The sequence below is a fragment of the Parabacteroides goldsteinii genome (assembly GCF_020091425.1).
Taxonomy (GTDB): domain Bacteria; phylum Bacteroidota; class Bacteroidia; order Bacteroidales; family Tannerellaceae; genus Parabacteroides; species Parabacteroides goldsteinii.
Window position 1 is genome coordinate 1,837,063 of sequence record NZ_CP081906.1, and the last position, 25,240, is coordinate 1,862,302.

General features: G+C 46.8%; 17 protein-coding genes and 1 pseudogene. 4 read left to right on the plus strand and 14 right to left on the minus strand.

Translation table 11 applies throughout. From position 1 onward, the window contains the following. Window positions 1-19: 19 nt before the first annotated feature. The 12 genes and pseudogenes from K6V26_RS08610 to K6V26_RS08665 all read right to left on the minus strand — a co-directional run bounded on the left by K6V26_RS08610 (window position 20) and on the right by K6V26_RS08665 (window position 17,475). On the minus strand, window positions 20-2,536 hold the full coding sequence (locus tag K6V26_RS08610) for a beta-N-acetylglucosaminidase domain-containing protein (RefSeq protein WP_195585620.1): 2,517 nt from the start codon (window positions 2,534-2,536) through the stop codon (window positions 20-22). 121 nt (window positions 2,537-2,657) lie between these two features. After that, on the minus strand, window positions 2,658-4,412 hold the full coding sequence (locus K6V26_RS08615) for a DUF3857 domain-containing protein (RefSeq protein ID WP_224265113.1): 1,755 nt from the start codon (window positions 4,410-4,412) through the stop codon (window positions 2,658-2,660). A gap of 6 nt (window positions 4,413-4,418) precedes the next feature. Then, window positions 4,419-6,383 (minus strand): DUF3857 domain-containing transglutaminase family protein, encoded by a 1,965-nt coding sequence (locus tag K6V26_RS08620; protein ID WP_224265114.1) that lies wholly within the window; start codon window positions 6,381-6,383, stop codon window positions 4,419-4,421. 23 nt (window positions 6,384-6,406) lie between these two features. Further along, window positions 6,407-7,555, minus strand: a complete 1,149-nt coding sequence (locus K6V26_RS08625; RefSeq protein ID WP_224265821.1) for an AMP-binding protein — start codon at window positions 7,553-7,555, stop codon at window positions 6,407-6,409. A gap of 45 nt (window positions 7,556-7,600) precedes the next feature. After that, window positions 7,601-8,623: pseudogene (locus K6V26_RS08630) on the minus strand (o-succinylbenzoate synthase); the annotation flags it as partial. Continuing rightward, window positions 8,604-9,680, minus strand: a complete 1,077-nt coding sequence (locus K6V26_RS08635; RefSeq protein ID WP_224265115.1) for a PDDEXK nuclease domain-containing protein — start codon at window positions 9,678-9,680, stop codon at window positions 8,604-8,606. The pseudogene K6V26_RS08630 and the gene K6V26_RS08635, both read right to left, overlap by 20 nt. 27 nt (window positions 9,681-9,707) lie before the next feature. Then, on the minus strand, window positions 9,708-10,532 hold the full coding sequence (gene menB / locus K6V26_RS08640) for a 1,4-dihydroxy-2-naphthoyl-CoA synthase (RefSeq protein ID WP_224265116.1): 825 nt from the start codon (window positions 10,530-10,532) through the stop codon (window positions 9,708-9,710). Window positions 10,533-10,558: 26 nt separating this feature from the next. Continuing rightward, entirely contained in the window at window positions 10,559-12,226 is a 1,668-nt protein-coding gene (menD, locus tag K6V26_RS08645; RefSeq protein WP_224265117.1) for a 2-succinyl-5-enolpyruvyl-6-hydroxy-3-cyclohexene-1-carboxylic-acid synthase, read from the minus strand. Between the two features lie 65 nt (window positions 12,227-12,291). Then, window positions 12,292-13,356: an isochorismate synthase gene (locus K6V26_RS08650; protein WP_007656347.1), complete on the minus strand. Its 1,065-nt coding sequence runs from the start codon at window positions 13,354-13,356 to the stop codon at window positions 12,292-12,294. Then, the gene (locus K6V26_RS08655; RefSeq protein ID WP_224265118.1) at window positions 13,353-14,585 is read right to left on the minus strand and encodes a Cof-type HAD-IIB family hydrolase; all 1,233 of its coding nucleotides are present in this window, start codon (window positions 14,583-14,585) and stop codon (window positions 13,353-13,355) included. The genes K6V26_RS08650 and K6V26_RS08655 overlap by 4 nt, the downstream gene beginning before the upstream one ends. 96 nt (window positions 14,586-14,681) lie before the next feature. Continuing rightward, window positions 14,682-15,524: a Cof-type HAD-IIB family hydrolase gene (locus tag K6V26_RS08660; RefSeq protein ID WP_224265119.1), complete on the minus strand. Its 843-nt coding sequence runs from the start codon at window positions 15,522-15,524 to the stop codon at window positions 14,682-14,684. Between the two features lie 7 nt (window positions 15,525-15,531). Then, window positions 15,532-17,475 carry an AAA domain-containing protein gene (locus K6V26_RS08665; RefSeq protein WP_224265120.1) on the minus strand — a complete coding sequence of 648 codons (1,944 nt, stop codon included), beginning with the start codon at window positions 17,473-17,475 and terminating at the stop codon, window positions 15,532-15,534. Window positions 17,476-17,576: 101 nt separating this feature from the next. On the opposite strand from K6V26_RS08665, the gene K6V26_RS08670 reads away from it, so the two are divergent. Beyond that, window positions 17,577-18,233, plus strand: a complete 657-nt coding sequence (locus K6V26_RS08670; RefSeq protein WP_195585625.1) for a glycine zipper family protein — start codon at window positions 17,577-17,579, stop codon at window positions 18,231-18,233. A gap of 6 nt (window positions 18,234-18,239) precedes the next feature. Here the strand turns inward: K6V26_RS08670 and K6V26_RS08675 are convergent, their stop codons facing one another. Beyond that, complete coding sequence (locus K6V26_RS08675; RefSeq protein ID WP_129698176.1) at window positions 18,240-19,598, minus strand: MATE family efflux transporter; 1,359 nt, start codon at window positions 19,596-19,598, stop codon at window positions 18,240-18,242. Between the two features lie 44 nt (window positions 19,599-19,642). After that, on the minus strand, window positions 19,643-20,488 hold the full coding sequence (locus tag K6V26_RS08680) for a hypothetical protein (protein ID WP_224265121.1): 846 nt from the start codon (window positions 20,486-20,488) through the stop codon (window positions 19,643-19,645). A gap of 88 nt (window positions 20,489-20,576) precedes the next feature. Here K6V26_RS08680 and K6V26_RS08685 point away from each other — a divergent pair, with 88 nt between their 5' ends. From K6V26_RS08685 to accC, 3 genes are all read left to right on the plus strand, one after another. Then, complete coding sequence (locus tag K6V26_RS08685) at window positions 20,577-21,869, plus strand: L-cysteine desulfidase family protein (RefSeq protein WP_224265122.1); 1,293 nt, start codon at window positions 20,577-20,579, stop codon at window positions 21,867-21,869. A gap of 301 nt (window positions 21,870-22,170) precedes the next feature. Next, entirely contained in the window at window positions 22,171-23,715 is a 1,545-nt protein-coding gene (locus tag K6V26_RS08690; protein ID WP_007656513.1) for an acyl-CoA carboxylase subunit beta, read from the plus strand. Between the two features lie 13 nt (window positions 23,716-23,728). Further along, window positions 23,729-25,240, plus strand: a complete 1,512-nt coding sequence (gene accC / locus K6V26_RS08695; RefSeq protein WP_224265123.1) for an acetyl-CoA carboxylase biotin carboxylase subunit — start codon at window positions 23,729-23,731, stop codon at window positions 25,238-25,240.

The window sequence follows — 25,240 nt, forward strand, 5'->3', positions numbered from 1 at the left end:
CCCGGAAGAAATTTATGATTTACTCCCTGACAATCTGGTGAATTTGTACCGGAGTTTTACCTGCCGGAGTGATTATCAGCGTTTGCATATCATCAAATGAAATTTTGTTCAGCTTCACATAGCCGACGTAGCCACAATATAGCATATTGTTTTCGCCGTCATTGTTGACACCGGAGATGGAAACCATACTATCGTTATTGCCGGACAAGAAGAATTCGATATACTTGTCTACACCGTTACATTTCACTTCAACCTTTTCGCCCGGTTTCAACGTTTTATAAGTACTCAGATTGAGATCGTACATCATCAATTCTTCGTTGATTTCTGGTGCTTCCTTTGTCTTTACGGAAAAAGCGGCAACCTTCAGTTCCATCTGTTTGCCGGAATTGTTGCGCATCCGGACAAAATGAGCGTTCAGAGGAATTGTAGTAACGGTGAACTTTGTCCGGTCGGCAGGAATATCAGAAAGGATAGTCCATGTCTTACCGTCTTCCGACCATTCGAATGCACGTCCGTCCACATTACTTTGAGGTAAATTGAACGTGAAAGATTCGGCGTCCTTTTGGATTTCCCATCCGAGGCCGAGATACTGGTTGGGTTCGACTTTTACCACTTCAAGCATGGGGACATAGGCTATCAGATTCTCGTCTTCCGACCAGGGTTGGTTTTTCAACTGATCTATATTAGTAATGGTAGAAGCTGTGCTAACTCTGATTTCGTTGGAAGGTGTATCGGCTGTCGAAAGTAGGTTGCGGCTGGTCTGTCTGTATAAACCTTCAATAAGCGGCATCAGGACTCTTGAACCTACTTTTACACCTTTCTGATACGGATTCTGGTTAAAAGTACGGTTAACCAGTTTCATACTGTCCATAACGGCAGATACTTCGAGGAAACGTTGCCAGGTGTTCTGGCGGTCTTTTTCATACCAGGCGTGAGCCATACGCAGAGCATTGGAACCGCATCTTCCGAGTAACTCGAACTGCATAAGCCAAGGATTGATTTCTTTAATCAGTGCCTTATTGTCTCCCTGATTGTATATCAACTCGGGAGCAGCCTGTATCTGTGCGAATAAGGCACCCAGTTGGTTTGCATCTCTTTCGCCGAACTGTCCGTTGCGGTAACCGGTAAGGAATTTGTCGGCCTGTGCCTGGTAGCGGGTAGATTCCTCACGGCGATATAAATGACCGTTAGGTCCCGGATCGCTATTATTCTCACAGAATGTCTTGAAGGCGATGGCTGCTTTGGGTACTAAATATTCGCAAGCCTTTTCCCAAGCCAGTTGCGGGTCGTAACTGTGTATATTCCAGCTATACATGGCAACACCGAACAAGGCGACTTTGGAGGCTTCAGCGCGTTCCATCGGGTTAGCAACGAAACCGGACATCGCATTGGAAGCCTGAGTGTCCAGACCATAAGCGGGTCCCATCAAAAGGTGGTCACGGCAGTAATCGCTTACCGGGAAGTTCCACCAGATATAGGCAGGACGGCGGATACGCTTGTTGACCCATTCAAGACCTTCCAGGGTAATATCGTCTACAACACGATTCCCGGTCCACATGATATGGACAGCCGGGTGAAGTTGTTCGCCCAGGATATCGAGATAATCGGTCCGTGCCCATGAACGGTTGTATTCGGTCGGACACATGATTAATGGCTGTATGTCGCTTTTCTTTTCAATAAATTCTTTCTGGATGAAGTTCATCAGGCCAGCTTGTTTGGCTGCGTTTGTTCCTTCACCGGAAATGTCGTCAAAGAAGACAGCGAAAGCACGTACACCGAGGTCGTACATTTGTTCGAACTTGGTGATCACGTTGTTACTGTCGGTTGCATTCCATTTGATATCCTGTCCCGGATGGATTGCCCAGACGAAGTCTACCTTGTTGCGGGCAGCTTCGGTTGTCAGTTCTTTAATCTGCTTTGCCTGGTCGGCAGGATAGGGTTCACGCCAGTTGGCACTGTGGAAAGGATCGTCTTTCGGACCATAGATGTAAGTATTCATCTTAAACTGGCCGTAGAAACGAAGTTGGCTGATACGGTCGTCATGGCTCCAGGGAGTACCGTAGAAGCCTTCGACAGTTCCCCGATGGAGTACGTCAGGATAGTCGGTAATCGTACATAACGGAAGTGTGCGTTTGCCTGCTTCATTGTAGCCGACCAGTTGTTTGAGTGTTTGGGCGGCATAGAATAATGAACGGTCGTCCACAATTTCGATAGTGATTTTCTTCTTTGAAATATCCAGGATATAAGCACCTGAACGTTCCATTTCGGGTGTTCTGGCTTTCAGCTTTTTGACTTCCAGCGGTAATGACTTGCCTGATTGGACGAAAGGCAATGCTTCTTTCAGTATTTTCACTGCGTCGGCGTCCGGATTGCTGATACCTTGTAATGTATATCCATGAGACGGCACATATTGCTGGTTGGATATAACAATTTGTTGTGGTTGGGGATATAACTCGAGAGATAAGCTTTGCGCGTAAGTAAATCCCGGAATACAACATAATAATAGTGTCAGGAGTAGATTTGATAGTATTTGCATAGATCAACGGTTTAAGATATTAATATTTGACTGTAAAGTTATTATTATTCAACAAAAAAACAAGGATGGAACAGTAGAATTATCTTGTTCCATCCTTGTTTAAATTACTGATTGTATTCGCTTAGTTAATTGACAATAACAATGTTTTGCCGCACTGATTTCCCCATTCGGTCAACAGGGTGCGCAAGTTGCCGAATTCAGCGGGAGTATAGAGCTGTTTGTTCAGTAGCAAAGAGCGTTCTACCTCTGCGTTGTTTCCGTTTTGCTTAACGGAGATGACTACCTTACCAGCAGCGTTTTCAATTGTTTTAACTGCTTCCGGAGTAGCTAGTTTCATCCCTTCCGGTACTTGAACAGTATAGGTATACTGTTCGTTTGCTTTGCAGGGCAACAGCAGGTTTTCTTTACGGGTACTGTTCATATTGCAATAGTAACTATGTGCCAGGCTGACCGGGGCATCGGGCAGTGAAACCATAACATATCCGTTGTTCGCTTTTAAAGGTTGGGATGCAGTATAGGAGATTGTCGTTCCGTTACCGGTCTTCGATTCTTTAGCTTCCTTGTCGGCACCGGCATAGGTAGACAGATAAGCTCCGTAATAGGGGAGGTAAGCATTGCCGATAGTTGCATCGACTTTTGCATCTGCTTTTTCCGGAGAGACGGAAAGGGTAACCTTATAAGTGAGGTCGGTAGACGGGGTGCTGATTGTTACAGGCGTACCTTTGGTCAGGCTGATGACCGGTGTCAGGTTATTCGAACCCGCAGCAGCCATTTTATTGGATGATGGAGACATGATATACTGTTTACCGTCTGCATTGGCAATAACGACCAGTTCTTTTATGGCACTCAGCCCGCAACTGGCCGGTTCGGCATTCACACTGTAGGATGCTGCCGTTTCGGCTTTGATGCCTGCTGCATTTAACAGGCCGTTCAGCAGATTTGTCTTTTCAGCTTCGGTTCCGTAGGCGGAATAGATTACATCGCTTGCCGAACGGATTTTATATCCTGCATCCGGCAACGAAAGGCGACTGTAACCCAGGTTTTCCGTTACGTGTTTCAGGATGGCCTGTAGCTTTTCCGTATCGTTCTTTTTACCTTCTGTCAGGTTTTCGGCAATGGCAGTTAACTGGACGTCGCTGGCGGGAGTGAACTGTGCATACAATGCTTTCAATGCGTCTCCGTTCGAAGCATAAGTGGTTGCAGTCAGGAAAGGAACGTCGCCATTGGCAGCCGAAACGAACGGGTCGCGGGAAGAAGCCGGCAGGTTCTGTAATTTCCAGGTAACGGTTTTCATGCCGTTGGCTGTTGTGATGGCCGGCTTGGCATTGTTATACTGCAAAGTGTAGGATAACGGTTTGCTTTCCGGTGCAGACAGACTAATGGTATATTCTTTTACCGGAGAGGTCTGTAATAGCTCGTTATAAATATCCAGCTCCGGCAGATACCCTGGTTTGGAAGTCAGCGTATAATCCAGATAGATGGTTGCTCCCAGTTCCAGACCGGTATGGACAACGACCATTTCTTTCAGATGGTTGTAAGCCGGGGCATCGGCTGCGGTCCGGGGAAGTACTTCCACAAAGGCATTGTCGGGCGTTTTGACAATGTTGCCGTCTTTCTGTCTGGTATAAGAGGAATTGATTTTCAGTTCCTGGTATTGCGGATTGTAAACGATGAAACTTTCCCCGTAAGTACCGTTCATGGCCGTATGTGTGAAAAGCGTAAGTTCCATGTTGTAACGGAACTCCTGGCTTCCGTCTGCATTCAATGTATATGCTTTCGACAGCTTCTTATATTCAGCTTCCGGGCCGGCAAATGCGGATGCTGTAATAGCCAGCAGGCAGAGAAGCAGTGCCAGTTTATGTAGTATATTAGTCATTGTCTTTTATTTTTTAATAATTAAATAATCACCGAAACCTTTGTGTGCATTAACGGCAGAACGGAAACCGTCCCAGTCGCCAGCTTCATATACACGTTTCTTTAGAGCCAGCTTCTGGTGAAGCGTTATTTTATCACCATCCTGGCTTAATGAGCCTTCGAAGTCGGCGGCATCGCTTTGCTTGCTTTCGTTCTTAGCTTCATTCAACAAGGTGTATCCTTTCGGAAGCTGGATGGTTTCGTCCAGTTCCACCAGACGTGAACAACCATCCTTGAAACCATACTGGCGTTCGGGCAGGTCGGTATTGATGCGCAGGTAACTCTTTACCTGGTTGTACAGGTTGTTCATTACCATCGGTTTGAAGACCAGTTCCTCTTTACCCGGGATAGCATATTCCGGTATTTCATAGCGGAAAGTGATTTTGATGGGAGCCGCTTGATAGTCTTTCGGATCTTTTCCATAATCCACGCTAATCAGACGGGCTTTCGGGGATACGTTCAGCAACTGGCTTTCAAGCATGTTCTTCCATTGTGACTGCCAGCCACGGGTAAACATGCCGCGGATATTGCTGTCCGATTGTCCTTCGGCCGTGATGGTGAATTGTCCGGTCAGTGTGCCTTTGGCATCCAGTTTATTGTTTGCTTTGATACGTACATAATGGTTTTCCGGAGCGGAAACGGGAGTCAGGCAAAGGTCGGAACCTTCGGGAACTCCCGGCAGGTAGTTCTGTTGTTGTTCGGCGCTGCTCCATAGTTCGCGGCAGAAAGGAACCCAGGTCGGGTCGAGCGGCATATATGTACCGCTGGATAATTTAACGACGGCTACACAATGGTTGAAGTGGTCGGCCGGAATACTTTCCACACGGCTGCCTGCCATTGTCATAGCGGGATAGGCTTCGAAACCTGCCATACGGAGGAAGGATATCAGCGTTCCGGCAATATCTTTACAGACACCGCAACGGTCGGTATAATTCATCTTGGTATTGTGAAGGGTATAACCTTCGCCTTTGCCCATCGAGATGCCGGAGTAACGGATATTGTCGGCAACCCAGTGGGTGAGGACGGCTATCTTTTCCATTTCTGTTTTCTTCCCTTTGATAAGCTCGTCTACCTTTTTCTGTGCTTCCGGCAGTGGAGCAAAACTTCCGTAATCTTCGTTAACCTTATTGAACCATAATGATTTATCCTGCCATTTAGGAGTGGACGACATCATCAGTTTCGGAGCGGCATCGAACAGGTCGACCATGTTAGGTTCACGTTTGGTCGGCATCACATTGTTGGTGGAGAAGGTATAGGCTTTCCGACCATCTTCATAGCGCATGGAAGAGGCGCAGTCGCCTTGATAGAACTGGAACTGCATTTCTTTCTCCATCGGAATGGATACTTTATATACTTTACGTACGGTCGGTTCCGTCACCCAGAAAGGAACGATGTCATAGAATTGTCCGCGCATGGGAGGGATGAAGCGGGATTCGTCATCGCTGCCGTCGGCCAGCAGGGCGTAGGTGAAACCTTTCTTGTCGATTTCATATTCGATGATATCTCCCGGATTCAGCTGGCCTACTTCAAGCATGATCTGGCGGGCGCCCCAATAGATGGCGCGGGCCGGAGCCGCATAGTCGCAGGCTTGTGTAACGTCCAGGTTGATTACATCGCCGTTGGCACGGTAGACGGTCGCTCTCTTGAATTGTGCGAAAGCCGTCAGCGGGTCGTAATCATATTTGATGATACGGTTACTCACTGCTCCCCGGGGAGTCTGAATTTTGATAGTCTTGCAGACAGAAAATGAACCGGAACCGGTCGGTTGTACGGTTACGGACGTGCTGTCCAACAGATTGACGCAATCATATCCGGCATAGACTTCCGGTTTCTGAAGCGTCGGGTCCGGTGCGAACCGGCAACTTTCCCCACTCTGTCCGTAGGCGGGCGAAAGGGTTAGGAATGATAATACGGTAAGTGCAAAATACCTCATAAGTATAGTGTTTTAAATGATAATCAGATTAGCTTTGCCGCCAATAAACGACAGGCTGTCCGGTCTGTTTTACCACTGCCGGTGAGTGGGATGGCATCGACCTGCCGGATATATTTAGGCTGTTGGTATTTAGGCAGGAGAGAGGCTATTCTATCAGAAAGGCCTTCAATGTCTGCCGTCTTTTCCATCAGTAGCACAATGGCTTCTCCTAATCCGGGATGTGGAATAGCCGTTATCGCAAAGGTAGCAGAAATTATTGAACGTAGTGTTTCTTCCACTGATTCGATTTGTACTTTTATACCTCCGGTATTAATGATGTTGTCTTTCCTTCCCAGAATGGAGAAAGTACCGTCCGGATGCAACTGTGCGATGTCGTTTGTCACTAATGTCTCGTCGCAAACCAGTGGTGCGTTGATAATGAGTGTATCCTCAGACGATAAAGACAATTGTACGGAAGGGAAAGGGGTGTAGGCTGAAGAAGCCTCGGGGCCGTTCAGCCTGCACAATGCGATATGAGAAAGTGTTTCCGTCATGCCATAGGTCGAATAGACGATATTGGGTAATGTCCTGACCTCTGCTTCCAGTTCTTTATTTATGGCGCCTCCTCCTATGATTAGTATCTCTGTCCGGCATAGGCGTTCTTTTTCTTCCGGTACTTGAAGCGTGTTATATACCTGTAACGGTATCATGGCTGCAAAGCGAAGCGGAATCTCTACATCAGCCAACGGATGACTGGAAGGCGTGCGCAGAATGAGAGTCAATTCGGCAACTAAGGCCCGTACGACCACCATCTTGCCGGCAATATATTGCAATGGCATACACAACAGTGCGTTATCTCCTTTTTGCAGATGAAGGAAAGAGCAGGTAAGGATAGCACTTTGCATCATCTGTTCTTTGCGGACAGAGAACTCTTTAGGAGTTCCGGTAGAGCCGGAAGTATGAACGGTGATGTAGGGAGATTCGTTGAACCAGTCGGCCAGGAACTTGTATAAATCCCGACGTATCTCTGGTGCATCGGCAGGTAGATTAGTTATTAATTGCTGTATATTTTCTGCTGTACAAACCGTTCCGTCCTCTAACTGTAACAGTTGTTTATTACAATCTGTAAGTAACTGTTTCCCCTCTTGAGAGGGGATAAGGGGTGTGTTATCATTTCGTTCCGGAACAGGCATTAACACACCCCCTGCCCCCGAGGGGAATGAGTTACTCTTCGGATCGTACCAGAGACAATCCTGGCGAATGGAGAGCGGCATCTCCACATTGTCCGTAAATAAAGCCCCTGTTCCCAGTCCTTGCGGTAAAGGATTATTGAATGTTGCACACCATTGTGCAATGGCATTCAATCCGATATTCGATTCCAACGCAGAAGTAATCCACCAGCCTATCTTTTGTTGTTCAGCTTCCTCGATCCATTCCTGTCCGCCACTTATTCCGCCGTGTAAAGACGGTTTCAGTATGATATACTGCGGACGGATAACTGATAAGAGTTCCTTTTTCCTTTCTATTGTATTGATGCCGATTAGTTCTTCATCCAAAGCAATAGGCAAAGGTGTTTCGGAAGTGAGTCGTGCCATTTCTTCCCACTGCCCGGCGCGGATAGGCTGTTCGATGGAATGCAGGTCCAGTTCGGCAAGCCGTTGTAACTTGTTCAGGGCATCGTCAGGGGAGAAGGCTCCGTTTGCATCTACCCGTAATTCTATTTCTTTAGCAGAAAAATGCGCACGGATATGTTTTAATAAAGCCAGTTCCTCTTCAAAATTAATTGCCCCAATCTTCAACTTAATACAGCGAAAGCCTGATTGCATTTTGACCTCGATTTGTTCCAGCATCTTTTTATAGTCACCCATCCAGATCAGGCCATTGATTGGGATACCTGCTTTACCTCGTGAAAAGTCTGTATCCCAAAGTGCAAAATTACCCGTTTGGAAATGGCGGAAAGCCGTTTCCAGTCCGAATAAGATGGAGGGATAGGAACGCAGAGCTTCGGTGTCGGGCATTCCGTTCTGTTCTGTTTGGTGACAAATGGTTGCCAGTTTTTTTTCGTAGTCCGGCAGATCGTCACAACTCAGTTTAGGGAGTGGAGCACATTCACCTATCCCGAATCGTCCGGGCATTTCATCAGCGGTAAGAACCAAATACCAGCTCTTTCGAATCGTATAAGTCCCCCGTGAAGTCCCTGCCGGTTGCTTGAAGTGTAAAACTTTAGGAATTATCCGGATTCTATAATGCGTTGTTCTCATTATTCTGTTTAATATAATCGTTCAGTTGATTGTTTAGATCCTTAAAGTTTGGTAAAGCATCCTGTAATTCTTTAGGTAATTCATTATATGTATATGAACTTACTCCAATAGGTTTGTTTATATCGCGAAGGGAAAATTCAACTTCATAATCATCTTTCCCTTTGCAAAGTAATATCCCAATAGTTGGGCGGTCATACTTATCACGTACTAATTCATCTATTGCGGAAATGTAAAAGTTAAGTTTCCCTATAAATTCAGGTTCAAATTCCTTTGCTTTCAGTTCAATGACTATGTATGCTTTTAGACGGGTATGATAAAATAAAAGATCCAAGCGATATTCCTTTTTCCCAACTTTCAGAAGATATTGATGTCCCATATAAGCGAATCCTTTGCCCAATTCAAGTAGGAATTTAGATATTTGTTGGACCAGGCCGCATTCAATATCCCGTTCTAATGCTTTCTCCGATAATTGAAGGAAATCGAAATGATAAGGATCTTTCAATAATTCGTTTGCCAGTTCACTTTGAGGGGGAAGTAATGTTTGAGTGAAGTTATTGATTGATTTCCCTTGTTGGTGAAACAGGTCCTTTTCTATATGATATTCTAATATGGAACGGCTCCAACCATTTTCGATGGTTTTGTGAATATAGAAGAGGGCTTCCTGGGAAGAGCCTATTTTGCTTAATAAAAGAATATGATGTCCCCAAGGTATTTCAAAGATAGTGGAGTCTGACAATTTGGTCACAAGCTGTGACCAAATTGTATTCTCTTGATTATAAAAAAGATAAAATCGTTTGCAACGTCTAAGATTGACAGCTGACAACCCTTTTATATCAGGAAATTCAGCCTGCAAATCCTTACTCAATTGTTCTATAAATCCGCTTCCCCATTGAGCATTTTGTTGTTTCTCCACAATTTGTTCGCCAAGGCTCCAGTAAAGGTGGATTAATTCGCTGTTTACAGCAATGGCCGCCTTTATCTGGCTTTTCCGGATATTCTCCTTTAATTCAGTTAGCCATTGGCGATAGTCTTGTTGTAGTTTAAGGTATTGTTCCATTTTATTTAATATATAGTTTAGTTCTGATTACGGAAATTTGGGATAATCTTCAAAACGCGGGCGGCGTTTTTCGAGGAATGCTTTGCCGCCTTCCTGGGCTTCGTCGGTCATGTAGTAAAGCATGGTGGCATCGCCTGCCAGCTCCTGGATACCGGCCTGGCCGTCCAGTTCAGCATTCAGTCCGGCTTTGATCATACGCAGGGCAAGCGGACTGTGCATCATCATGGTTTCAGACCATTCCACATATTCATCTTCCAGCTTATCCAGGGGAACGACTTTGTTTACCAGTCCCATGTCGAGTGCTTCCTGTGCATTGTATTTCCGGCAAAGAAACCATATTTCGCGTGCTTTTTTCTGGCCGACAATACGGGCGAGATACGACGAACCGAAACCTGCGTCGAAGCTACCCACACGAGGACCCGTCTGCCCGAAGATGGCATTTTCAGAAGCGATGGTAAGGTCACAAACGACATGCAAAACGTGACCTCCACCGATAGAAAAACCGTTGACGGCTGCGATGACAGGCTTTGGCATGGAGCGAATCTGTTTCTGTACGTCGAGTACATTCAAACGGGCAACGCCGTCTTTACCGATATACCCGCCATGGCCTTTCACATTCATATCTCCGCCGGCACAGAAAGCGGTGTCGCCGGCTCCGGTCAAAACGATGACACAAATATCCGGACGTTCCCGGCAAATGTAAAGCGCATCGCTCATTTCAGTTGTCGTGGTGGGAGTGAAGGCGTTACGGTAACGTTCGCGGTTGATAGTGATACGGGCAATACCATTGTAGAAATCAAACAAGATTTCTTCATATTCTTTTATCTGTTTCCATTCTCTTTGTGTTGACATAAAATCTTTATTTAGAGTATTGTTTATTATAACGTCTTTAAACTATGGTAGTATTCTTTCAGCAGGCGGACGTCTTCATCTTTGTCGGTGAATACCTCCATCAATACGGGTTGATTGATCGGATTCGGATCGGTGAACACTTTCATGGCTTCTTCCAATTCTGCCGTGTCGTGTACGCCCTGGTAGAGGAATCCCCGTTCGGTAGCCCAGCCCTGTGCCGAAGTCTTATGTGTAGCCGTTACAAAGCGGTGTGTCTTTCCTGACATCGACAAACCGGGCAGTGCCTGGAAGATTTCGCCGCCACCGTTATTCAGTAACAGGATGCGCAGGTTACAGCCGAAGTTGCTGTTCCAAAGCGCGTTCATATCATAAAAGAAGCTCAGATCGCCTATCACCACAAAATTCAATTTGTCGGATGCTACCGCATAGCCGATAGCCGTGGACAATGAACCTTCTATTCCGCTTGTTCCCCGGTTGCAGCAAACTTCAACTTCTTCGGGTAATGTAAACAATTGAGCGTATCGTACCGTCGAACTATTGCCTAAATGCAAGGCTGACGGAGTCGGTAATGACTTAAGTAAACGACCGATTGCTGCCATTTCCGAATAAGCAAACTCCGGTTCCGGCAGACTCTTCGTATTGTTTTCCCAGACACGTGGAAATTCTGTCGGCTTATTTTCCAGCAGATAAGCAATCTTTTCAAGAAACTCGAACGGGTCCATTTCTATTACGGTAGTCATTACACCGTATAAGTCAGCCACTTCACCATCGGCCGATACGTGCCAATGTTCTATCGGCGGGTTATCACGTAGGAATTTCTTTAAACGTTTGGATACGATGTGTCCGCCGTAGGTAATAACCAGTTCGGGAACCATCTTTTCCTGCGTTTCTTCAGGCAGGGCATAAATGGCTGCATCGAAGTTTTTGACCGGGATGCCCGGAATGGTCTTGTTGCTTGTATGTTCGGTCAGCCAGGCGAAATGTTTATAAAGTAGCTTGGATATCTTCTTTTCAAAAAGATAAATCAGGCTCATCTGGCCGACGATGATCATTCGTTTATTATAGCTGTTCAACCGTTCGATCAGGGTATTGTATTCCCTGTCGTACACATTCAATCCCTGATAACGGGTGATAACGCGCACTTCCGGCAATTCGGGAGTAGTGAACTGGAACAAAGGCTCGGAGATCGGCACATTGATATGAACTGGCCCTTTCCCATGATGATTCAACTCCAGTAGTGCCTCGTTGACAAGACGGTTGCAATACCATTCATCTTCATCCGTATGAATTTCCGGCAGATTGACCGATTTTTTAACCAGGGAACCGAATACGCCCGGTTGGGGTAAAGTCTGTCCGTTCATTTGGCCTATCCAGGCTCCCGGACGGTCTGCCGATATGACGATAAGAGGAACATGCTGGTAGTAGGCTTCCGCCACAGCCGGATGGATATTCAGCAAAGCCGTACCCGAAGTACAGCAAACAGCTGCCGGTTTTCCTCCGTGCAATGCCAGGCCCATGGCAAAGAATCCGGCACTTCGTTCGTCGGTGACGGAATAGCAGGTGAAGAACGGATGATTCGCCAACGTATGTACGATAGGCGAATTACGGCTTCCCGGACATAATACGATTTTACTTATACTATGCTCCTTGAGCAAGGCCACTAACTGAAGAATGTTTTTCTTATCGGTATACATATATTATATTTATCTTATTCTGCTTACAAAAGTACATATAATATCTAACGCAAAACGCCTGTCTATCATAATAAGGCCCGCATCGTTTGCAGTTTGTCTTCCGTTTCCTGCCATTCGTCGCTTAACTCTGAAGAGGAGAGCAATCCTCCTCCGGCATAGAGTGTCTGTGTCTTCTTATTGATATTCATGCAGCGCAGATTTACATACAGGTCGGTTCTGCCTTTCGGGTTCAACCAACCTATAAAACCGGAATAGTAACGGCGGTCGTAACCTTCATTTTCCAGGATAAAACGGTAGGCGTCATCTTTGGGTAATCCACAAACGGCAGGGGTAGGGTGTAGCAGTTTCAACAAACTACCCAGCTTATCGTTACTGTCCAGCCGGAACCTGAAATCACTTTTCAGATGACATAAAGCCCCGGCACGTGCCGAATAGGGACCTTCCATCGTCGATTCGATACCCAGTGAACTTAGCTGGTCGTGGATATAATTGGAGACTAGTTGTTGTTCCCTTTTGTTTTTCTCATCCCAATAAGTCGGCAGTTCGCCGTTCTGTAAAGGCTGTGTTCCTGCCAGCGCAACCGTATGCCATTCGCCCTTTTCTCCCGAGAGGATAATTTCTGGGGTTCCTCCCAGCCAGATGCCCGTTTCCGGTGTATGGCAGAGGTAAACATAAGAACGGATATACTGTTTGCAGGCCTTATAAAAAGCCTTTGCAGGCGAAAAGCCGGATTCCCTGTCGAGTGTCAGACTGCGCGAAAGTACCAGTTTGTCCAGCTGTCTCTCCTGCAAAGGCTTGATAAAGGAATCGAAACAATGTGTATAGTTGTCTTTTGTCTTCCGTTCGGATGGGTTTTCTGTTCCATTCGGATGAAACTCCAAATCCATTCGGATGTAATCCGGTTGACTGTTATCCGGCAATTCGCTATAATCGCGCCGAATCAGCACGATGGGACATTCCCGGCTGACCCGGAACGGAGCGATGACGAAGCCCTGTTGTTCATTCAGGTCCTCGATGTTATATAAAAGACGGGCAGAACCGGAGGCTTGCATCACGAACCGGGGTTCTTCTTCCCCCGGAATACGATAGATTGCAAAACTCCGGCCCTGCCTGATCAGTGAGTCTATCATTTCTTTTTTAATATACTATTTACGACACGTATGGATGATACCAACTTATCAGTAGAGGTAAACACATCTACATTCCATACGTGTGAAGAACGTCCCTTGTGAATAATTGTCCCGACGGCACGTACCGTATCGCCTTCGTGGGCCGACGACATATGGCTGCCGCTCACCTGCATTCCGACTACAATCTCGTCCGGCTTAGCCAGTATCATGGAGCCTAATCCCGCAACTGTTTCAGCCAATGCCAGAGTCGCTCCGCCATGCAGTATGCCGAAAGGCTGTCGTGTACGTTCGTCGACCGGCATTGTCGCTTCCACACGGTCTTCGGATGCATAAGTATATTGAATACCCAGGTTACCCATCAGTGCATGTTTAGCCCGTATATTCAACTGGTCCAAAGGAACTTCTGTCGGTTTGATGGCAGCAAGGATAGCGGTTTCTACGGCTATTGCCACACCATCCTGATCGTTGGTCAGCGTGGTGAAATCCGTACAGACCTTAACCGAATCACGGGCGTTGCCCATCGCTACGCTGGTCCCGGCAAGCTGTAACATGGGGACATCAGCAATTCCATCGCCGATCGCTACGACTTCTTCGGTCGTAATTTTCAGCTTTTCCATCAATACGCCTAAAGTGTTTCCTTTGTTGATGGATTGGGGAACCACCTCCAGATAAAAATCTTCCGAACGGAATACGTCCAATACACCGTCCAGCCGTTTCTTCCAGTGATTTTCCAATCCTACCAGTTCTTCTTCGTTGTCGCTTGCCAGCACACACTTGCAAGGACTGAAGTCGACTGCTTCCGGGAAATTATCAACACCGATCACACGCATATTGTTTAACGTGGCTTCTTCCTGCACATGTTTGTTGTCGGGTTTATTTGTCAGGATATAGTCTTTATGATATGTGAAAATGGCAAAATCGTTTTTCTTCGCTTTCTTATCCAAGTAAGGCAGCATCTCCGGGTTGATACGTTTCTCGAAGAGCAGTTCACCCGTTTGTACGTTGATGATCTGGCCACCGTTATATGAGAGTATGAAACCACCGTAATGATCCAGTTCCAGAGCCTTTGCGAGCGGCATAACCCCGTTGGTCGGTCTGCCGGATGCCAATACAATGTGTATTCCCATTTGCTGAACTTTCAGTAAAGCAGCCTGGGTACGGGCAGTAATTGCTTTTTCACTGTTGAGCAATGTCCCGTCTACGTCTAAAACCAATAATTTGTACTTCATGGCTTGCTGTTTTTTTGTTTAGATTACAAATCTACATAAAAATCCTGGTTTATAAACGCATCCAATAAAAATAAAGACCATCTTGTTAGTATCTTTTTAACCTATTTCATGTATATTTTGGTGGGTATTACTATTGAGTAAGTCATGAATGAAATGTGCAACGCCATCCTCATCATTCGTAAATGCAGTGATCCGATCTGCATTTGATTTTACGGGAGGCTGTGCATTTGCCATAGCAACGCCGAGTCCGGCAAATTTGATCATGGAGAGGTCGTTGTAGCCGTCACCGATGGCGATAACGTCCTCTCTTTTTATCTGTACACGTTCCAATAGGCGTTCCAGCGAAGCGGCTTTGTCGATCCCTTTGGGTACGACTTCCAGGTAAAACGGTTCCGAACGATAGACATTGAGGCGAAGGCCTAGTTCCTGACGCAGTTTTTCTTCCAGCGGAACCAGGTCTTCCGGTTCTCCGACTATCAGGCATTTGTCGGCTGGGAGCTGTAGATTGTGCAGGAAGTCGTCGGTTTCCTTTATCTTCATTTTGGTCAGGAATGATTCGTATTGAACATATTTGTCTGCTGCATTTTCGGTCAGGATGTATTTGCCGTTGTAAGACAGGATTGTCAGTCCGGCTTCATACGAACGTTGATAGATCAGGGGCATAACGTCTGGTGGCAGGGCCTGTTCGTAAAAGACCTTTCCGGTTTTCACTTCGATCACTTTTCCTCCGTTAAAAGAGAGGATGAAACCTCCGTACTCTTTCATATCCAGCGTTTCTGCCAGTGGAACGATACCGTAAGTAGGGCGTCCGGAGGCCAGAACCAGATGGAGACCTTGTTGCTGGGCTTTTATTAATACCTCCCGGGTGAAAGGCGTGATCTCTTTTTTACTGTTTGTCAGTGTTCCGTCCAGATCGAGGACCAGTAGTTTATAGTTCATCTTTATTTTATTTCCGGTGAATAGAATCGTCTGTTTCTGTTGCGGGTTTTAATGGGATCACATGGCCGTTGGCTGTGATGTATTTGTATAATTCCCGATAAAAAGTATGTTTTGTCAACGTGGAGGCATCGCCCAGTATGATCAGTTTCATTCGGGCACGGGTGATGGCAACGTTCATGCGGCGCAGGTCGTTCAGGAAACCGATATTTCCCTGGTCATTGGCACGTACCAGGCTGATCATGATCACATCGCGCTCCTGGCCCTGGAAACCGTCTACGGTATGGACGGTAATCAGTTTGCGGAAGGGTTTGAAAAAAGAGTTCCGTTTAATCAAGCCGCGGATATATTGCACCTGTGATTTGTAGGGAGAGATCAGTCCGAAGTCGATGCTTTCGTCCAGTACGCGTTCTTTACTGATCTTTTCGATATAGGCTTGCAGTTGCTCCACCAGTAGTTCCGCCTCTTTTTTATTGATCCGGCTCTGGCTTTCGGATAATTGATCTTCCTCAAAATCACAATCTGCCGTATCGAACCACACGACAGGTGTGTCGTAGGCGAGGATACCGCGGTACTTTACTTCCGGCGCAGCCTGCAACTCATCCTGGTAAAACCAGCGGGACGAGAAACGCATGATATCTTCATGCATCCGGTATTGTACTTTAAGCAGGGAGACAGTCTCAGGTTTGCCGGCTGCTACTTTCTGCATCAAAGTACGGTCCAGTCCACCGTGGGCAGCTTCTATACATTTAATAGTAGGAGGAAGCTGGTGATGGTCGCCAGCCAGAATCACCCTGTCCGCTTTGTTGATGGCAATCCAACAGGCAGCTTCCAGCGCCTGTGCTGCCTCATCGATAAAGAGGGTGGTAAAATTATGGTTGATCAGCACCCGGTTGGCAGATCCCACTAGCGTACATGCTATGACGCGGGCTTCGCTGAACAGGTCGGCGTCTATCTGCACCTCCAGTTCGGTGGCACGGAAGCGCAGGCGGGAAAGACGGTTACGGGCCGTGTCCTTTTCGCTGTGACTTTTCTTACGGAAAGAGGATTGTATCTCCCGGATTGCTTTGCGGATTCCCCAAAGTTCGGAGTAGTCGGGATGCGACTCGAAGCGCCGTTCATACGTAAATGAAAGCATTTTGTCATTCACCCGCGTCGGGTTGCCGATACGGAGTACGTTGATACCCCGGTCTACCAGCTTCTCCGATATCCAGTCGACAGCCGTATTGCTTTGGGCGCAGACCATTACCTGGTTTTCCCTGTGCAGCGTTTCGTAGATCGCTTCGACCAGTGTCGTTGTTTTCCCGGTTCCGGGAGGGCCATGTACGATAGATACTTCTTTAGCCGACAGCACATGGTTGACCGCCTCCTCCTGGGTTGTGTTTAACCACGGGAAACGTATCGGGAACAGGTTTCTCCGGCTGGTCGGTGTCTTCCCCAGCAACACATCACGCAGATGGGCAAGCTGGTTATTTTTTGCTTTCATTACACCGGATAGTGCATTGAACATCGTTTTATAGCTTGTCTCGTCGAAGTAGAGTTGAACACCCAGTTCACTGTTAACGTTTTGCAGGTCGAATAAAGCGGAAGGTGTCGGAAGGACGACGACCATCCGGTCGTCCTGTACATAGCTGATGATGCCGGAGAAATTCAGATAACGCGAACTGCCGGTTCCGTTTGTCGTAAAGAAACAAACCGGACGTCCGTATTCAAAATTATGTTCGATCTCCTTATCGTCCCTGCGTTCTATTTCAATGACGAGCTGATTGAGCGAATTATAATAACTTTTTCCCGGAATCACAGGATACCAGCAAAGTCCCTGTTGTATTTTCCTGTGAATACCCACCCGTTCGGCTTGTTGCCTGTACGTCTCTTTCTCATATTCATACTCCATTTGAAGGAGGTCATATTGGCGTTGCAGATCTGCGGATGGTGTCTGGAATTGATTGATCATTATTCTTTGTTTAACTGGCCGCAAACTTACATAAAAAAATGGAATTGAATGGGGGTTTTTGCTCTTTCCGATGTCATAAAGTCAAACTGAAGAATTTTTATATGAGAAATGTGATTCTATCCATAATGCTCTCTTTATTGCTTCTGCCGGGTTGCGGCTCCATGAGGAATATGAGTAGTGAAGACCGGGTCGGTTTTGGCGCACAGGTCGGCTCTTTTATCGGGTGGCTTTTCGGTGGATTGATCGGAGAGGCGATCAATGATGAGAATGGTGGTGAAATAGGTGCGTTTATAGGAACGGCTGTGGGTGGCGTTGCCGGTGCTTCGATTGCAGCCAGTACGGAAGAGGAAACGCATATTGTAAGGAGAAGTCCGAAATATACACCGTCGTCTCACGTCCTCCTTCCAGACTTGCAGATAGAGGATATTCTTCTGGATGAAGATAGCATCACCTATAATCAAAAGATTGATGCAGGAGAAACTTGCCGTATTTCCTTTGTGATTGTGAATAACAGTTTTCAGGATGCATTGAATGTACTTCCGGTAGTCAAACTGGAAGAAGGAGAAAACCTGGAACTATCCGAACCTGTTCGGATTGCCCGGGTTGCCCATGATACTCCCATCACTTATGAAGTCACAGTACATGCTTCTCCCGAATTACAAACAGGCACAGTCGTTTTCAGTGTACGTCTGGAAGAGGGACGCGGCAATGGCACGGAGGCGGAAACATTTACCGTTGAAACCTTGGGTAAAGAGTGAAATTTATCATACACCAGTCATCCTGTTCAGTATCTTCGGAAATTGTATAAAGAAAATGATCGTACAGCAGATAGCCGCCGTTGCATCGGAAATACCTTCTGCCGCATAGACGCCTATCATTCCCATAAAATGCGGTAAGATCAAGGCTAACGGAACAAGCAGGATAACTTTGCGGAGTAATGCGATAAAGATGGAAATCTTAGCCTGGCCCAGGGCAACGAACATATTCTGGCAGGCACGCTGCAAGCCGAAAATAGTCATACCAGCCAGGAATACAGGCATAACCTGCTTCACAGTCTGTATTAGCTCTTCATCTGAAGTGAAAGCCGAAGCGATGACGGATGGAAACAGAATCATCAGCAACATCAGGACAAAATTGAACAGGAACATGAAAGTCACTACGATCCTGAAACATTCTTTTACCCTTTCTTTATTCCCATGCCCGTAATTATAGCTGACAATAGGTACGAACCCCAGGGCGAAGCCTGTCAACGGGACACTGACAAAAAGCATCGAACTTTGCATAACGGTCAACGCGCTCACGTAAATATCGCCGAATGTCTTTAGCATACCGTTCAGCACAAAACCTACCAGGCTTTCCGTACTGGCCATGATAAAAGGCGATATGCCTAAAGCCAGAGTCGCCCCGATCACTTTCCTGTCCGGTTTCATATACTGCTTTTCGAGCCGAAGGGAGGCGCGGGAAGAAGTCAGAAAAGACAACACCCAGATGGCGCTGCCGGCCTGTGAAATAATCGTGGCTAATGCCGCTCCTTTTACTCCCATGTTGAAACCAAAAATGAAAAGCGGATCGAGCATGATATTGAGGAAGGCGCCGATCATTACCGACCACATGGCAATACCCGGACGTCCTTGCGTATTGATGAAGGTATTCAAGCCTACCGATATTTCGACGAATAACGTACCGATCAGATAGATAGAAAGATAATCGGTGGCGTATCCGAGTGTTTGTTCCGAAGCACCGGTGAACAGCAGGATCGGCTTCATGAAAATATAGGCGAGGGTGGAAGTCAGCACGGTAAAGATCAGCAATAGTATAAAGCCGTTCCCAAGTATCTTTCCGGCCTGCTGCCGGTTTCCCTGTCCGAGGGCAATTGCTGCAAGCGGAGCACCTCCGCCTGCAACAATGGATGAAAATGCGGAAATCAGGATAATAATCGAACCGGCTACCCCGATGCCGGCAAGTGCCGGTGTGCCTATTCCCGGAATATGCCCGATATAAATACGGTCTACAATATTGTAGAGCAGGTTTACCATTTGGGCAACTATCGCAGGCAGTGCCATCCGGAAGATAAGAGGTAGCATACGGTCTGTTCCCAGCCGTTCTTCGTATATCTGATTCATTCTTTGTGTTATGATTAGAAAACGAAGCCAAAATTACTTATAATTCAATACGTGGCAAAATCTGATATCTTTTTCCTCAGTTTCGTGTTCGAATTATAGTGGTAATAAGTCGGGGCAGAGGACGGGAAATAATAAAGATCCTGCGTTTTGTTGTCTACCTCCACTTTGTATACCGGCAAGGGTAATGTTTTCGATTCGGACTCAGGCTGGTAATATTCATCATACTCTTTCAGCTTCGATATGCGTAACAACGGTATTTTCGGCCCGTATAATTTTTGCAGCGAATGCACGATGTCGGGGCGTGTGACAATAAAACGTTGCGGAACGTTATTCGCGGCATAAATATATTCAGACTGCACGGCATTATTCCCTTTTTGACGTATAATCTCTACCAGCGGCTTATTCAGATAGGAGCGCAACTTTAGCATACAAATCTTTTCCCCGTCATTAGCGGATGTCCCGTAAGCATCCGGTTGCAAAAGCAGGTAAGGTTCCATACTGAAATTATCCCGTAGGAGAGGCGGATGCAGTCGGTCCTGCTCTGCTGCCGTATGAGTATCGCCCAGCCATTTCGGGATAGGCGACATGGAGAGCAATCCGGTTATGATAAACGAACTCATACATAGGCCGACTGCCGTATCTGTCGCCTGTTTCCATTTGCCGTTTCCCCACCGGACCGGGAGCGGTTGCGGCTTGTCGGTATCCCGGCCGGTCCATTTCTGCCGGAACTTGCCGATGACCACATACAAGACTCGTCCGGTGAACAGACAAAGCAGGCAGGTGAAGCAAAAAACCAATGGAATCCATAATTCCGGATATTCTATGCTGAAGAAGCCTTTAGTAGCCTTTATCACCCTGTGAGTTAGGCGGTGCGAAGATATTATTTTCATTCTTAATTTAGCAAAACATATAACATAAATTAGAAATCATTACCTTTGCCGGAAACATGAATAATCTAACGCATAAAACATCGCTGTCATGGATAATATAACAAAATCACAAATCATATCACTGATCCATCAGGAGGTAATCCCCGCTATTGGCTGTACGGAACCTGTTGCTGTGGCTTTGGCTGCCGCGAAAGCTGCCGAGGTATTGGGCGAACGTCCGGAAAAGATAGACGTATTACTCAGTGCCAATATCCTGAAGAATGCAATGGGAGTGGGGATACCCGGAACAGGAATGGTGGGATTGCCTATCGCGATCGCTCTCGGAACACTGATCGGTAAATCTTCGTACGAACTGGAAGTGCTGCGTGACATCACGCCGGAAGCATTACAGGCCGGAAAAGCCATGATAGACGAAAAGATCATCCATATTGCCCTGAAGGAAAATGTCGACAAATTATATATCGAAGTGATCTGCACGGCAGGCGACCAGACTTCCCGGGTTATTATCTGCCATGAACATACACATATTATATATGTAGAGAAAAATGGGGAAGTTTTGACCGATCTGCGTCAGTCGGATGCAACGGACGATAAGCCATGCGGCGGAGATGAAATGAAACTCTCTTTCTCTACCGTATATGAGTTTGCGATGGAAATGCCGCTGGATGATATCCGTTTTATCCTTGAAACGGCAGATCTGAATAAGAAAGCCGCCCAGGCTTCCATACAGGGACACTATGGGCATACCGTCAGTAAAACAGTTTCCGGCGAATACGGCAAGAAATATATGGGCGACTCTGCCTATACCCACATGTTGGTGATGACAGCTGCCGCCTGCGATGCCCGTATGGACGGGGCGATGATCCCGGTTATGAGTAACTCCGGCAGCGGTAATCAGGGAATTGCGGCGACGTTGCCGGTCCTTTCGTTTGCGGAAGATATCAAATGTACGGAAGAGCAGTTGATACGTGCCCTGATGCTCAGCCATCTGATGGTTATTTATATCAAGCAGAGCCTGGGACGTCTCTCTGCATTATGCGGATGCGTTGTGGCTGCCACGGGTTCCAGTTGCGGCATCACTTACCTGATGGGAGGAAGCAAGATGCAAATATCATATGCAATCAAGAATATGATCGGAAATATTACCGGAATGATCTGCGACGGGGCAAAACCGAGTTGCGCATTGAAGGTGTCGAGTGGTGTCTCTACTGCCATGATCTCAGCCTTGATGGCCATGGAGAATAAGGTGGTGACTCCGGTAGAAGGTATTATCGACGAAGATGTGGACAAGTCGATCTCGAACCTGACGGCGATAGGTTCCCGCGGAATGGAAGAAACAGATAAATTGGTATTAGATATTATGACAGGCAAATCCTGTTAGAAAGATTGTTGTTTTACTTTATTTCAGACCTCCCAATGGCATACAGGGTGCCGTTGGGAGGTTTTTTTATGCATTAAAAGCGGCTTGGATAAATTTCATCAATACTTTCATTGATAAATTCGATCAGTTTCCGTAACTGTTTCGTGGTTTCAAATGTTTACATTGTAAGGGAATTAAGACATGAAGTGTTTTCACGGTGTAATTTATCACACAGTTTAAGCCGTCTGTTCATCTTATTTTTGCAAAAGACAGATTAGCAAGTGAATTAAAGTTCATCAAATCAATAAAAACCGACATCGCCATGAAAGAGAAAATTGAACAATTGGCGGCTCTGAACCATCAGGCAGAGCTGGGAGGCGGCGAAGACCGTATCGCGAAACAACATGCAGCAGGCAAGTTAACAGCCCGCGAGCGAATCGAATTACTCCTTGAGAAAGGTAGCTTTGTAGAAGTCGACAAGTTTGTAACTCATCGGTGTACAGAGTTTGGTCTCGAAAAACAACGCCCGTTAGGAGATGGGGTTGTAACGGGATATGGTTTAATCGGTAAACGTACCGTATTTGTATTTGCCCAGGATTTTACCGTTTTCGGAGGCGCCCTTTCAGAGACGTATGCCCGGAAGATTTGTAAAATCATGGATATGGCGATGCAACTCGGTGCGCCTGTTATCGGACTGAATGATTCCGGTGGAGCACGTATCCAGGAAGGTGTCCGTTCGTTGGCGGGATATGCCGAAATCTTTTTACGCAATTCAATGGCTTCGGGGGTAATCCCGCAGATCAGTGCCATTATGGGACCGTGTGCCGGAGGAGCAGTCTATTCACCGGCGTTGACCGATTTTATTTTTATGGTGAAAGATTCCAGTTATATGTTTATTACCGGGCCGGAAGTGGTAAAGAGTGTCACCCAGGAGGAAGTCTCCATGCAGGACCTGGGAGGTTCGGAAGTACATAGCACCCGTTCAGGCGTGGCTCATTTCACCGGCGATAATGATATGGATTGTATCCTGAAGATACGTGAACTCATGTCATTCCTCCCCAGCAATAATATGGAGGAACCGCCTTTCATTCCTACGACGGATAGTGCCAACCGCATTGACGAACAACTCAATAACCTGATCCCGACCAATCCGAATCAGCCCTATGATATGAAGGAACTGATCGAATCGGTGGCCGACGATCATAACTTCTTTGAAGTACAGGAAGAATATGCCAAAAATATTGTGATCGGATATATCCGGTTGAATGGAAAAACGATCGGTGTGGTAGCCAACCAGCCGGCAGCTCTGGCAGGAACACTGGATATTAATGCTTCGGTAAAAGCCGCCCGTTTCGTCCGTTTCTGTGATGCGTTCAATATACCGCTGCTGACCTTTGTGGATGTTCCGGGATTCCTTCCGGGCGTCAATCAGGAATATGAAGGCATTATCCGTCATGGGGCCAAATTGCTCTATGCTTATTGCGAAGCGACAGTGCCGAAAGTGACGGTCATTACCCGTAAAGCCTATGGCGGTGCCTATGACGTGATGAGTTCCAAACATATCCGCGGCGATATCAATTTCGCTTACCCGACCGCCGAGATTGCCGTCATGGGACCGGATGGCGCTGTAAATATCCTTTTCCGTAAAGAACTGAAAAAAGCGGAAGATGTGGAAAAGAAACGTAAGGAACTACAGGACGATTACCGTGAAAAGTTCGCCAACCCATACCGGGCAGCCGAACTGGGGTATGTAGACGAAATCATCGAACCGTCGGGAACCCGTGCCCGCCTGATCCGCAGCTTCGAGTTGCTTGCCAACAAACGGCAGTCCAACCCGCCGAAGAAACATTCCAATTTACCACTTTAATACGCGAACGATTATGATTAAGAAAGTACTAGTAGCCAACCGCGGCGAAATTGCGATGCGAATCTTTCGTACCTGCCGCGTAATGAATATACCCACCGTTGCGATTTACACCCATGTAGACCGGGGAGCCTTGCATGTTCGGTATGCCGAAGAAGCCTATTGTATCTCTGAAGATGAATCAGATACTTCTTACCTCAAACCCGATGCGATTCTGGCGATTGCCCAAAAAACGGGTGCAGCTATCCATCCGGGTTACGGTTTCCTTTCGGAGAATGCTGATTTTGCCCGTCGCTGCGAAGAAGAAGGCGTCATCTTTATCGGTCCGAGTGCCGATGTGATAGCCAAAATGGGAATCAAGACGGAAGCTCGTAAGATCATGAAAGCAGCCGGTGTGCCGGTTGTTCCCGGGACGGAAGAGCCGGTTAACAATATCGACGAAGTACGTAAGGTCGCCAAAGAAGTCGGCTACCCGATTATGCTGAAGGCGTTAGCCGGAGGTGGAGGTAAGGGAATGCGTCTGGTTCGTGATGAAGAAGGGCTGGAAGAAGCCTTCCGCCTGTCACGTTCCGAAGCCGGCAATTCGTTCGGAAACGATGCCATTTATATCGAGAAATATATTGAGAATCCGCACCATATCGAAGTACAGGTTTTAGGCGATAAGTATGGAAATGTGATTCATTTATATGAACGCGAATGTTCCATCCAACGCCGTAACCAGAAAGTGATCGAAGAATCTCCGTCGCCTTTCGTGAAGGAAGAAACCCGCAGAAAGATGCTTGCCGTGGCAGTCGAAGCCTGTAAAAAGATCGGTTATTACAGTGCCGGAACATTGGAGTTTATGATGGATAAAGATCAGAACTTCTATTTCCTGGAAATGAATACCCGCCTGCAAGTGGAGCATCCGGTGACGGAAGAGGTTACGGGTGTCGACCTGGTACGTGATATGATACTGGTTGCCGCCGGAAATCCGTTGCCCTACAAACAGGAAGATGTAGAGTTTCGCGGTGCCGCCATCGAATGCCGTATCTATGCCGAAGACCCGGAAAACAATTTCATGCCTTCTCCCGGCATCATTAAAGTGCGCGAAGCTCCCGAAGGACGAAATGTCCGCCTGGACAGTGCCGCTTATGCCGGATTTGAAGTCTCCCTGCATTACGACCCGATGATCGCCAAGCTGTGCACCTGGGGACGTAATCGCGAATCGGCCATATCCAATATGGCCCGTGCCCTTCGTGAATACAAGATACTGGGTATTAAAACGACTATCCCGTTCCACCAGCGTGTATTGCACAACGAAACGTTCCTGAAAGGGAATTACGATACGACCTTTATCGACACCAAGTTCGATAAGGAAGATTTGAAACGTCGTCAGAATAATGACCCGCTGGTTGCCGTTATCGCCGCCGCGATCAAACATTTTGAACAGGAGAAAGAGGCTGCTGCCCGTATGACAACAGTTCCGCTGGTCGGTGAATCCTTATGGAAATATTACGGTAAATTGCAGATGACTGCCAATAACTATTAA